Here is a 12,284-nt window from a genome sequence, read left to right as displayed (position 1 = left end):
GCGGCCGGCGGGTCGATTCCTTGCAAACTAGCAGCATTTACGCAGGTGAACGCTATGCACCCCAATGGCGAAACAGTTTTCCTGGCAAATACACAGCGTGTTGGCGCTGCCGGGGATGCCAGCTAGGGGTGAACCGCATTTGCTCTGACTTTACTGGCCCGGAGCAGCACATTCGCCTGTTAGCGTGATTCCCATCACATTAAACCAAAGTTTTGCCCCACCCTTTGCCAAGGAGTTTCCCATGCGCAAGATTCACCACTACGTCAACGGCGAACAGTTCGACGGCACCTCCGGCCAGTACCAGCCGGTCCTGAACCCATCCACCGGCCAGGCCCAAGCAGAAGTCGCACTGGCCAGCACCGACGACGTCAACTCCGTCATCGCCGCGACCGCTGCAGCCCAGCCGGCTTGGGCGGCGCAGAACCCACAAAAGCGCATCCGCGTCATCATGAAGTGGATTGCCCTGATTCACGACCACATGGATGAGCTGGCGGAACAGCTCTCCCTGGAACACGGCAAAACCTTCCCAGACGCCAAGGGCGACATTCAGCGCGGCGTGGACGTGCTGGAGTTTTCCCTCGGAGCGCCGCACCAGCTCAAGGGTGAATACTCCAACGGTGTCGGCACCGGCGTCGACACCTATTCCATGCGCCAGCCGCTCGGCGTCGTCGCAGGCATCACCCCATTCAACTTTCCAGCGATGATTCCACTGTGGAAGGCCGGCCCAGCGCTGGCTGCCGGTAACGGCTTCATTTTGAAGCCATCCGAGCGCGACCCATCCGTGCCGAACCGACTGGCAGAGCTGTTTGTGGAAGCCGGCGGCCCGAAGGGCGTCTTCAATGTGGTGCATGGCGGCAAGGAGTCCGTCGACGCTCTGCTGGATTCCGATACCGTCAAGGCGATCGGTTTTGTCGGCTCCACCCCGATTGCGCAGTACATTTACGAGCGTTGCGCTGCCACCGGTAAGCGCGCGCAGTGCTTCGGCGGTGCGAAGAACCACGCCATTGTGTTGCCAGATGCTGACATTGAGGCCACCGCTGACACCATCCTGGGCGCTGCATTCGGTTCCGCGGGTGAGCGTTGCATGGCACTGTCCGTGGTGGTGCCGGTTGGTAGGGAGACCGCCGATAAGCTCCGCGACGCGATTGCCCGCAAGATTCCGGGCTTGAACGTTGGCCACAGCTTGGACCCGAAGTCGGACTTCGGGCCGCTGGTCACCGCCGACGCCCGCGACCGCGTCAATCGCCTCGTCGGTGAAGGCGTCGCCGATGGCGCAGACCTGGTCTACGACGGCCGCAACCTGGACATGTCCAGCGCCGAGTTCGACGGCAACTCCCTGGCAGAGGGCTTCTTCGCTGGCCCAAGCTTCTTCGACAACGTCACCCGCGACATGTCCATCTACACCGAGGAAATTTTCGGCCCAGTCCTGTGCATGGTCCGTGTGGACACCGCGGAGGAAGCTATCGCGCTGCCGAATGAGCATGTTTACGGCAATGGTGTCGCCATCTTTACCGCCAATGGTGGCGCGGCGCGTGACTTCGCCGAGCAGGTTCAGGTCGGCATGGTCGGCATTAACGTGCCAATTCCAGTGCCGATTGCGTACCACACCTTCGGCGGCTGGAAGGCCTCCGGTTTCGGTGACCTGAACCAGCACGGCCCAGACTCCTTCCGCTTCTACACCAAGACCAAGACGGTGACGGTGAAGTGGCCGGATGAGTCGCACGCTGGCCCGCAGTTCACTATGCCAATTATGAACTAACCTGCCCGCTCTCCCGCACGCTCACTTCAATTGGAAGGCAAGACTTATGACCACCGTTGCATTTATTGGTCTGGGCAATATGGGTGGCCCGATGGCCGCCAACCTCGTCAAAGCCGGGCACACCGTTGTCGGTTCTGACCCATCGGAAGATGCTCGCGCCACCGCCACGGAAGCGGGTGTGACCTGCGTTGATTCCGCTGTTGAGGCGGCGAAAGACGCTGAGGTTATCGTCACCATGCTCCCTAACGGCACCCTGGTAAAACGCATCCTTTCGGAGCTTATTGACGCCAACTGCCGCCCTAAATTGTGCATTGACTCTTCCACCATCGCTGTGACAGAGGCCCGCGAGGCAGCGGACTTGGTGACAGCCGCCGGGATTGAGTTTGTCGATGCGCCGGTCTCTGGTGGTGTCGCCGGGGCGCAAGCTGGGACGCTGGCTTTCATGGTCGGCGGTTCCGATGCGGCGTTCGCGGCAGCGAAACCGCTGTTAGAGGCCATGGGCAAGTCGATTACGCACTGTGGTGAGGTCGGCAATGGCCAAGCGGTGAAGGCTTGCAACAACATGATTCTGGCGGTGCAGCAGATTGTGCTGGCCGAAGCGCTGGTGCTCGGTGAGCGCCTCGGCTTGGAGCATCAGGCATTCTTCGATGTGGTGTCGAATGCGACAGGTACCTCCTGGTCGCTGACGACGAATGCGCCGGTGCCAGAGGTCGTGCCGACTTCCCCGGCGAACCGCGACTTCAAGCCAGGTTTCGCGGCGGCGCTGATGCTCAAAGACCTGAAGCTGGCGATGGCGTCAGCGGAGGAGACGAACACCGATACCGTGCTGGGGCGATTGGCGACCGATGCCTTCGCGCAGTTCGTTGACGACGGCAATGGCGGCCTCGATTTCTCCGCCATTATTAAGGACGTGCGCGCGAAAGGTGCGTAGCGGTTACGGCCGGCTCGTTTCGGCAACACCCGTTACGGCCGGCCGTCAATAATCTGCTGGAAGAGTTCCGCGTAGTGCTCTTCCAGTTCAGATTGCTCCCACTGGTTAAACTGCGCATCACCAAAGCGCCGCATCATGGATAATCCCAGAATCAGCGAAACCGCAGTTTGTGCTCGCAGTTCTGGCGACGGGTTCGGGTGCGGCGCCTCGTCACGAATCCGCCCGGCAAGTACTTCCAGCAAGTCGGTGCGAATCCGCTGCCCAATGGCGCTGAGGGTTTCGGCATCACCGCTGGCCACCGAGATGGTCCGCGCCATGGAGTAGTGCGCAGTGTGCGGCGCCGTGAGCGTTTCGACGACAGCGGTGCGGCCTAACTGTTCAAATGGTCCGGCGAACAGGGACGAGGAGGACTTGCTGAAGTCCACAGTCCGTTCGAAAAGCCGCTGCTTGCTTTGGAAATGCTTCACAATTAGCGCAACACTGACTTGTGCTGCCGCCGCAATGTCTTTCAGGGACACATCGGCGTAGGTGTTCTCGCTGAAAAGCTGCCGCGAGCACTGCAAAATGCGCGTCCGAGTATCCCCGGCCTCGCCGGTGACATTGTTATCAACATTGCTTGCCATGGCCCAGATGTTAGCCAGCATTAACTCTGCTGGGGCCAGTTTCAGGAATACTAGGTAGTTTGCTTCTACAGATTCAGACGCGGCTATTCACGTTGGAATGTTCACCCAAACGGAACAACTGACTGTATCAAGCGTCAGCTCGCTCGTTCTGAAAGGCTGATACCGAAGAACCGATGTATCGCAATCTATACCTGAGTTCATCGGACCAAAGAGCGTTCAAGACCCATTTACAATCAGTTTCGAAACCTTTTCCACTTGTTTTTCGTTCGTTTCATTTGTGTGTACGCTTGTACTCTTCCGTCTCGAACACCAGGTTGGTCAGACGGAATGACCTCGTCCGAAATCAGGACCGCGTCTACGTCGCTTTTTGAATCTTCTGCCACTGCGCTAAAAATGCGTCGCCCGGTCATTTCAAGAGAAGTCATTGCTGACTTCAGCAGGGATTCTTGCTCCTTCGTAAGCAAACTTGGCTCAGCACAGAAGTTGTCGACAGCGGTCAGCAACTCCCAACTCTGCTCACGCAGCTGTTTAAGAGTCACTATGTACCCATAATCGATGTATTGGTTGAGCGCTAGGGCGACTTTCGATTCAAGCAAAAGCACGCTTCGCCTACAAGGTAACCACAGTTCACGTCGGTCGATGTCTCTCGAAGTGACGAGTTCTCCGAGCTTAATGCCTAGAACCATACACTCTTCAGCGGCCGTCAACAGAGCGCGGTTTCCCTCATCAATATTGAGCCGTTTCTGCCTTCGCTCTTCTTGCTTTCGGGATAGCAGGTACCCAACGTAGACACCAATGAGCGGTAAAAGCCCTCCACTGGCAAGAACACTGCCCCATTCAGCCACTTGGCTAAGCAACTCGGCCCCCCTTTAACGATTTGCTCACTGCGTACGTTGCGGCAACAAGATGATGAAAACCATAGTCGAAACCTCATATGACTCTTCGCTTCAGAACCACAGAATTGGCACTTGCGTTGCCTCACTTAACCCACTTCTCCATCAACCAAAAAACCGGAGGCCGCATCTCGTTTCCAAGATGCGGCCTCCGGCCTTGTGGTTAGGCAACCACTTGTTGTGCCCGGAAAGGGACTTGAACCCCCACGTCCGTAAAGGACACTGGCACCTGAAGCCAGCGCGTCTGCCAATTCCGCCACCCGGGCGGGCACTTAATTAAGATAGCATGACGCATAAGGAATTAACCAAATCGCCAGGTCAAACCCGCTTTTTCGTAGACTTAACATTTGCTTTGTTGACGTCAACAAGCAAATTACCTGCTGTTGTTATTGCGTTGACCCCGTATACTGGCAAAGATCCTCGGTCTGTCCGCACTCCACTTGTGCAGGGCAAGACCACATAGATGCCACCAGATAGTTATGGGAATGAAAGGGCGGTGACAATGGTTTCGAAGTTGTTCGGCGGCGCACGGCGCGTGGATGCGTGGCTGCAAAATGCGCTGAACAATGGCGTTGCCTACGTCGCCCGGGATGCCATTACACCAGGAGAAGTGCAGGAGTACCTCAAAACTGAGGTGAATAAAAACCTGCGTCGCGACGAAAACCGCACGGTATGGGCCGCGAACCTCTACCGTGTGGAACTTAGTAGGAATGATTTTCAGCGGCTGCGTGAAGCCGACCCGCACCTACCGACCGAACTCGACCAACAGTTGATGCGATACATCCGTAATAACGGTTGGGCTGTGTCGGGAACTGTAACCGTTTCTATTGTCACGAATTCGAAACTAAGCACTGGCCAATTTCACACATCCAGTAGGTTCGTGAAAGATAACGATCGTCCGTCCAAGTTTTTTGACCCGAACTCGTCGACTGATGTACCCGACGCGGAGCCACAAGCCCCGCAGCAGCAGGCGCACCAGTCCGAACCCAAGGAGCAGGAACCCGTGCCACAGTTCCAGAACAATGGCCCACAGTCGAATGACCCATGGGCAGTTCCAGAACCACAGCAGCCAAGCGGCCAGCCTAACTACGGCGATTTCGGTTTCGGTGGCGCGCCGGTGCGTGGCCGCCACGTCACCCTGCAGCCGCGCACCGGCGCTCACCCGGCATATGAGGTCAAGCAAGGCGCCGCCAATGTCATTGGCCGCAGCAAAGAAGCAGACTTGGTTCTCGATGACCCATCCGTCAGCCGCCTGCACGCCGAAATCAGCTTCGACGGTGAATCCGCAATCCTGGTGGATACTCGCAGTTCAAACGGCACGTCGGTCAACGGAATGAAGGTGTTCAACTGGGAGCTTGCTGACGGTGATGTCATTGAACTGGGCCGCTCCATCTTGGACGTGCAGATTCGCTGACCCCGGCGACCACAATGGACACTCACTAAGGAGGTATCGAAATGGGTGAACCAACAATGCTCGTAGCAAAGTACTTGCTGCTCGCCTTGTTATGGCTTTTCATTGCTTGGGCGTTGACCACCCTCGGCCGCGACACCTCCCGCAACTCGGGTGTCCCATCCGCTTCCGTCGGTTTCGGCCCTAGCGGCCCCGGCGGCCCAGGTGGTCCGGGCATGGCTGGCGGCCCCGGCTTTGGCGCCCCGCAGGAACCGCGTCGCCGTTTTGCGCTGCCGAAGTTTTCCAATAAGCCGAAGCCATTGCAGCTGACGGTCGTCGCCGGCCCAGCCACTGGTTTGACCTTGGACCTGTTCCAGCAGGAAACGGCGCTGCTTGGCCGCGCCCGTAACTGCGACATGGTGCTCAATGACGCCGTGACCTCCTCGAACCACGCCCGCCTGATTCGCAATGGCGCGGACTGGTACATCGAGGACTTGGATTCCAAGAACGGCACGGTGGTCAATGGCTACCAGATTCAACAACCTGAACTTGTCGGACCCGGTGCCGAAGTCCGTATTGGCGCGAATACTCTGAGGATTCTGGAACCGTGACGCTTGCACTTGTATCTATTGCCGCCTCAGACCGCGGATTAGTCCGCGAAAATAACGAAGACTGCGCCTTCGCCGGCCAGCATGTCCTCGCGCTTGCGGACGGTATGGGTGGCCACGCCGCTGGTGAAGTCGCCTCCCGCCTCATCATCGAGTCGGTCATGGTGCTGGAGGACATCGCCCCCACCGAGGACGACGCCCAGGCTCTCTACGACGCCATGCTGGAAGGCAACCGCCAAATCGCCGGGGAAATCTCCACCAACCCCACCACTAAAGGCATGGGCACCACCCTCACATCGGTGCTTTTTGACGGTCACGGCCTGACACTATTGCACGTCGGCGACTCACGTGGATACCTCCTACGCGACGGCGAACTGACCCAGATCACCCGCGATGACACTTTCGTGCAGTCCTTGGTCGACGAAGGTCGACTCACCGCTGATGAAGCGTCGGTGCACCCACAAAAGTCGTACATTTTGAAGGCCCTCACCGGCGATCCGGTGGAGCCAACTATCCAGCAGCTGAACATCTTTGAAGGTGACCGGCTGCTGCTGTGCTCCGATGGCCTGTCCGACCCAGTCAGCTTCGACACGATTCAAACCTGCCTGGGGCTGGGCTCTCCGAAGGAAGCGGCGCGCAAGCTCATTGAGATGGCGCTACGTTCCGGCGGCCCAGATAACGTCACCATGGTGGTGGCCGATGTGGTGGCAGCTGATAGCCCTGAGTTCGCTGCGGTCCGGGACCGCAAACCAATGATGGCCGGTGCTATTGACACCGCCCCGCAGGATTCACCTCGACCGGATTCCTCTGCTGCCCGCGCCGCTGCGTTCGCCGAAGCTGCCCGGGCAGCTCGCGCCGCCAAAGCGAAAGAAGCGGCCGCTGAGGACGACGAGGAGCCGGTTACGGGTGCCCACCCGACCGATGACTCCTCCCCCACTCCCGCCGCCCCCGCTGCTGACGATGCTGCCACCGCAGAGAAAGCCCGACGCCTGCGCGGACGCACGCAGTGCACCAGCCGCAGCGGTGTGATTCTCGTGGCGCTACTTGTCGCCGCGATTGTGTTGGGCCTAGTCGCAGCCGGTATCTGGGTATGGCAGAAGAAAAATGACTCCTACTTCGTTGCCGAGCACAATGGCGAAATCTACGTGTACCAAGGACTGAAGTCCTCCGTTTTCGGCATGGATTTGAACTCCGAGTATCAGCGCACCTGCCTTGATGCTGATGGCAATCTCACTGTCTTGGAAATCGGTCAGGCCGATGCCGCGGACCAGCCGTGCAATCCATTTAAAGTTGCCGACTTGCGTCCGTCAGCACGCTCTTTGGTGCCTGGACTGGCTGAAGGCAGCTACGACGACGCCCAACAGCAACTCAAGGAACTGGTCGCCGAAGCATTGCCGGTCTGTGTGCAGCGCACCTCCGACAAGCCGGGTGGGGATAAACCAGAGGCCGATAAGCCAGAGGCGGACAACAAAAAGGGCGAGCCGAAAGACTCCGGAACATCCACGCCGCCCGATGAATCAGACTTAGTGAAACCCGGAGAAAACTGCCGCGAGGTAACCCAGTGATTCTTGACAACTTGCCCGCAACACCAAAACGCCCTGGCCGCTGGCTAGAGCTTGGTCTGCTGGTGCTGGCTGCCATAATCGTGCTGCTGTCCGCCGCTGCGGTTGAGCTTTCCCAAGGCAACACCCTCACCGTCGACCTCATGTACATCTTCGGCGGGTTCCTCGCCATCTTCGGCGTCGCCCACATCGCAGTGCGCATCTGGGCACCGTGGGCTGACGAGCTGATTCTTCCTGTAGTCGCCCTGCTCAATGGGTTGGGGTTGGTGGTCATCCACCGGCTGTACCTCGGTGAGCTTAAGGACGGCACCAGCCCCGATGGGGCAGTTTTCCGGCACCTGTTCTCCAACCCAGGGTTCAGTGTGGAAAAACAGCTGATGTGGACTGTTATCGGAGTAGTGCTCCTGGTGGCTGTGCTGTTGCTGCTGCGGGACTACCGTGCCCTCGGCCACTACGCCTACATTCTGGGTCTGCTTGGTGTGGTGCTCATGGTGCTGCCACTGTTCTGGCCGGCGGCGATTAACGCCGACGCGAAACTGTGGATTTCTATTGGCCCATTTACCGTGCAGCCCTCGGAATTCTCCAAGATTCTGCTGCTGATTTTCATGGCCAAGCTGCTGTCCACCAAGCGGTCGCAGTTCAACACGGAAGGCTACCGCTTCTTCGGACTCCAGTTCCCGCGCATGCGTGACCTCATGCCTATTCTGCTGGTGTGGGCGCTGGCCATGCTGATTATGGCGGTGGCTAATGACTTCGGACCGGCACTGCTGCTCTTCGCCACCATCCTCGGCATGATTTACATCGCCTCTGGCCGCGCCTCTTGGCTGCTCATTGGTGTCGTCCTGATTGGTATCGGCGGCACCGTGGTGTACCAGTTCTCCGACAAGATTCAGACCCGCGTCAGCAACTTCATCGACCCACTGGCTACTTTCGACACCACTGGCCGTCAGCTAGCCGAAGGCCTGTTTGGCATGTCGTGGGGTGGCATGACCGGCACTGGTCTGGGCAATGGCTACCCGCAGGATATTCCGGTGGTCGAGTCAGACTTCATTTTGGCGGCCGTCGGTGAAGAGCTGGGCTTGGTTGGTCTGGCCGCTGTGCTGCTGCTGTTTGCGGTGCTCGTCACCCGCGGTTTTGGTGCGGCAATGCAGGTACCAGATAACTTCGGCAAGCTACTGGCCGCTGGGCTGGCGCTGATTATCGCACTGCAGCTTTTCGTAGTGGTTGGCGGCATCACCGCCATCTTGCCAATGACCGGCCTGACCACCCCATTCATGTCCGCTGGCGGCTCCTCTTTGATGTCGAACTACATTCTGGTGGCTTTGCTCCTGGCAATTTCGAGCTATGCGAATTGCCCACCGGAGCTGCGACCAGGCCAGAAGGAGCTTCAGCGCGACAAAGCATCTGCTCGCAAAGCAGATGCTGCTGATGCGGAGGTGATGAGCTAATGATGAACAAGTCCATTCGCCTCGTTGCCTGGGCGGCGCTGCTGTTGACTTTGGTGCTGCTGGTGAACCTCACCCGCGTGCAAGCTTTTTCGGAGCAAAAGTACGCGCAGAACCCGCTGAATCAGCGCATTGCTAAAGAAATCCGTTCTAAACCACTCGGCGACATCACCACTGGCGGTTTGGTGCTGGCCCACTCCATTGATGACGGTTCCGGCAACTACCACCGCACTTACCAGCACAACCCGCAGGTGTATGCGCCGATTACCGGCTACCGTTCCGAATACAACGGCGCCACCAACCTGGAACAGTCGCAGCTGAACCACCTCAATGGCAGCTCCAGTAACCTGCTGGGCCAAGCCACTCAGGGCTCCAATGTGGAACTCACCATCGTTCCAGAAGCCCAAGAGGCAGCGTTTAAGGCGCTGACCAACAACAACTACGTTGGCGGCGTCACTGCAATTCGCCCATCGACCGGTGAAATTTTGGCGATGGCGTCGACGCCAACCTTCGACCCGAATCAGATGACGAATAATGAGACTGCTGGTCCAACGATTGACCGGCTGTCGAAGGATCGGGACCAGCCACTGCTGAACCACGGCACACAGCGCCCATTGCCACCAGGTTCTACGTTCAAAGTGGTGACCACCGCTGCCGGCTTGGCTGAGGGCTACAACGCCAGCTCGTCCGTGACAGCCGCGTCGAATATTACGTTGCCGAACACCAACACCCAGTTGGAAAACTACGGCGGCAGCCATTGTGGTTCCGGTGGCGGCACCACCACGCTGAGGGAAGCTTTCGCACGGTCCTGCAATACCGCTTTTGTGGAGATGGCAGTAAAGTCCGGCGACAAGGCGATGCGCGAGGCGGCAGCAGGCTTCGGCATTGGCGAGACCTACAACGACCTTGGTTTGCCGCAGGACCCGTCAACTCTTGGCGACTTGCCCGATGCTGCGGCGCTGGGCATCACCGCGATTGGCCAGATGGATGTCACCATGACACCACTGTCCAACGCCATTGTTGCCGCGACCATTGCCAATGGCGGTAAGCGGATGCAGCCATACATTGTGAAGAAGGTCGTGGGTGCGGATCTGCACACCGTTGAGGAGACCAAGCCAAAGGCCGCAAAGCCCGGGATTGATAGCGATATTGCCAAGCAGCTCACTGAGCTGATGCTCGAGGCCGAGAAGTACGCCCATAACTCGCAGGCCGGTATCGCATCGAAGACCGGTACTGCCGAGCATGGCGAAGATTCCCGAAATTCCAAGCCGCACGTGTGGTACATCGCCTTCGACCCTGACAATGACGTTGCCGTTGCGGTGGTTGTGGAAAACGGTGGTGGTCAGGGTGTCGATGCGACCGGTGGTGTCGTTGCCGCCCCAATTGGCCGCGCCGTCATCAACGCCGTCAACAATGCAACGAAGTAACAAAAGTAAGTAAGGAGGAGACACGATGAGCGAGAAAATCCGCGACACGACCGGAATCGATAAGGTCCAGGCCGCACTTGGTTCCGACCGCTACCGCTTGGAGTGGATCCTTGGGCGCGGCGGGATGTCCACCGTTTGGCTTGCCGACGATACCCACAGCGGTGAGCTCGTAGCTATCAAGATTCTGAACGAAGAACTGTCCGAAAACACCGAGTTTCGGGAGCGGTTCCGTCAAGAAGCACGTGCCGCCCGGTCGGTGTCGGGTCCGAACGTGGTCGCAATCCATGACTACAAAGAATCCGTCGTCGATGGGCACGCGTTCTGCTACATCATCATGGAGTACATCCGCGGCGAATCGCTGGCCGATATTCTGGCGCGCGAAAACTTCCTGCCGCATTCCCTCGTGCTTGATGTGTTGGAGCAGTGCGCGAACGGCCTGTCCGCCATCCACGCTGCCGGGCTGATTCACCGCGATATCAAACCTGGCAACTTGTTGGTCACACCAGAAGGTCGCGTTCTTATCACCGACTTCGGCATCGCCAAGGCCGCATCCGCAGTGCCATTGACCCGCACCGGCATGGTCGTCGGTACTGCCCAGTACCTGTCCCCAGAGCAGGCGCAAGGCAAATCCGTCACACCAGCAACCGACATTTACTCGCTCGGGTTGGTCGGCTACGAAATGTTGGCGGGCCGCCGCCCATTTGAGGCGGACTCCACTGTCGCCATCGCCGTGGCCCACATTAACGATGTGCCACCACCACTGGACCGCTCCATTGAAGAGCACATCCGGGAACTCATCGGCATTGTGCTGCGCAAGGACCCCACCCGCCGCTACGCTGACGGCGCCGAATTTTCCCGCGCCATCGCTGCGGTACGCCAAGGGTTGCGCCCACCGCGCCCAGCCGGTGTCGTCCCGACCGAGTATGTGCAACGCACCCCAGATCCACAGCCAGCAACTGCCGCACTGGGCGCCATGACTCAGGTGCCGGCTACTGCTCCGACTCGGACGGCGTTGCACCCACAGGCCAGCGGCTACAACCAGAACTACCCGCAGCAAGCTGGGTATGGGCCGCAGGGCGGTTATGGACCGGCCCCACAACGTCAACAAGCAGCAACAACGACCCGCAGGAAGCCGAAAGGTGCCGCAAAGAAGCGGAAGAAGTCCGGCAGCGGGGCCATGTGGGCGCTCGCGGTGATGGCAGGACTTGCGGCCGCATCCGTGCTGGTCGTGCTGTGGCTCACCTATTTCCAGGACGACGATAACAAGCCGAAACCAACCACCACGCAGCCGACGACGTCACAAACCCAGCCGACGGAAAGCACCACGGAGGACGAGGACACCACCACCGAGGACACGTCCACCGAAGAATCGACGACGGAGACGAGCAGCTCCTCGGAGACCTCCACGTCGGAGACCTCTACGTCCAGCCGGCCGTCCATCCCGTCGCGGCCAACGACCCCGTCAACTACCTCGGAATCGCCGTCACAGACCAGCCCAACTATCCCTGATTTCCCGGGAAATAACCCAGGTCCGCAGAACCCACAGCCGGAACAGCCAAACAACCAAAATAATGGCGCCCAGCCTGGTCAGGGCGATGAACCGAGCCCATCTCCTGGAGCGTTTACCTTCTAAAATTAACAAACGG

10 protein-coding genes and 1 tRNA gene are annotated in these 12,284 nt (G+C 58.9%); 8 read left to right on the top strand and 3 right to left on the bottom strand.

Features of this window, described 5'->3' with window-relative positions; genetic code table 11:
- Nucleotides 1-241: 241 nt before the first annotated feature.
- Both A3EC_RS0110235 and mmsB read left to right on the top strand, forming a co-directional pair.
- Entirely contained in the window at nucleotides 242-1,759 is a 1,518-nt protein-coding gene (locus A3EC_RS0110235) for a CoA-acylating methylmalonate-semialdehyde dehydrogenase (protein ID WP_018025094.1), read from the top strand.
- 46 nt (nucleotides 1,760-1,805) lie between these two features.
- Complete coding sequence (gene mmsB / locus A3EC_RS0110230) at nucleotides 1,806-2,690, top strand: 3-hydroxyisobutyrate dehydrogenase (RefSeq protein WP_018025093.1); 885 nt, start codon at nucleotides 1,806-1,808, stop codon at nucleotides 2,688-2,690.
- Nucleotides 2,691-2,722: 32 nt separating this feature from the next.
- Here the strand turns inward: mmsB and A3EC_RS0110225 are convergent, their stop codons facing one another.
- The 3 genes from A3EC_RS0110225 to A3EC_RS0110215 all read right to left on the bottom strand — a co-directional run bounded on the left by A3EC_RS0110225 (nucleotide 2,723) and on the right by A3EC_RS0110215 (nucleotide 4,472).
- Nucleotides 2,723-3,313, bottom strand: a complete 591-nt coding sequence (locus A3EC_RS0110225) for a TetR/AcrR family transcriptional regulator (RefSeq protein WP_051061077.1) — start codon at nucleotides 3,311-3,313, stop codon at nucleotides 2,723-2,725.
- Nucleotides 3,314-3,546: 233 nt separating this feature from the next.
- Nucleotides 3,547-4,158, bottom strand: a complete 612-nt coding sequence (locus A3EC_RS0110220) for a hypothetical protein (RefSeq protein ID WP_018025091.1) — start codon at nucleotides 4,156-4,158, stop codon at nucleotides 3,547-3,549.
- Between the two features lie 229 nt (nucleotides 4,159-4,387).
- A tRNA-Leu gene (locus A3EC_RS0110215) sits at nucleotides 4,388-4,472 on the bottom strand.
- Nucleotides 4,473-4,708: 236 nt separating this feature from the next.
- Here A3EC_RS0110215 and A3EC_RS0110210 point away from each other — a divergent pair.
- The 6 genes from A3EC_RS0110210 to A3EC_RS12600 are packed head-to-tail and all read left to right on the top strand — an operon-like array spanning nucleotide 4,709 to nucleotide 12,271.
- The gene (locus A3EC_RS0110210; protein WP_018025090.1) at nucleotides 4,709-5,620 is read left to right on the top strand and encodes an FHA domain-containing protein; all 912 of its coding nucleotides are present in this window, start codon (nucleotides 4,709-4,711) and stop codon (nucleotides 5,618-5,620) included.
- Nucleotides 5,621-5,661: 41 nt separating this feature from the next.
- Nucleotides 5,662-6,207 (top strand): FHA domain-containing protein FhaB/FipA, encoded by a 546-nt coding sequence (locus A3EC_RS0110205; protein ID WP_018025089.1) that lies wholly within the window; start codon nucleotides 5,662-5,664, stop codon nucleotides 6,205-6,207.
- Nucleotides 6,204-7,769, top strand: a complete 1,566-nt coding sequence (locus A3EC_RS0110200) for a PP2C family protein-serine/threonine phosphatase (protein WP_018025088.1) — start codon at nucleotides 6,204-6,206, stop codon at nucleotides 7,767-7,769. The genes A3EC_RS0110205 and A3EC_RS0110200 overlap by 4 nt, the downstream gene beginning before the upstream one ends.
- On the top strand, nucleotides 7,766-9,214 hold the full coding sequence (locus A3EC_RS0110195) for an FtsW/RodA/SpoVE family cell cycle protein (RefSeq protein WP_018025087.1): 1,449 nt from the start codon (nucleotides 7,766-7,768) through the stop codon (nucleotides 9,212-9,214). Before A3EC_RS0110200 ends, A3EC_RS0110195 begins: the two co-directional genes overlap by 4 nt.
- 2 nt (nucleotides 9,215-9,216) lie before the next feature.
- A complete protein-coding gene (locus tag A3EC_RS0110190) occupies nucleotides 9,217-10,638 on the top strand; it encodes a penicillin-binding transpeptidase domain-containing protein (protein ID WP_026162410.1) in 1,422 nt (473 codons plus the stop codon).
- Nucleotides 10,639-10,663: 25 nt separating this feature from the next.
- Entirely contained in the window at nucleotides 10,664-12,271 is a 1,608-nt protein-coding gene (locus tag A3EC_RS12600; protein ID WP_018025085.1) for a serine/threonine-protein kinase, read from the top strand.
- Nucleotides 12,272-12,284 lie beyond the last annotated feature (13 nt).

Source organism: Corynebacterium ulceribovis DSM 45146 (assembly GCF_000372445.1).
Lineage (GTDB): Bacteria > Actinomycetota > Actinomycetes > Mycobacteriales > Mycobacteriaceae > Corynebacterium > Corynebacterium ulceribovis.
The sequence above is the reverse complement of the archived record's forward strand: the minus strand, read 5'-3'. Positions and strand labels throughout refer to the sequence as shown.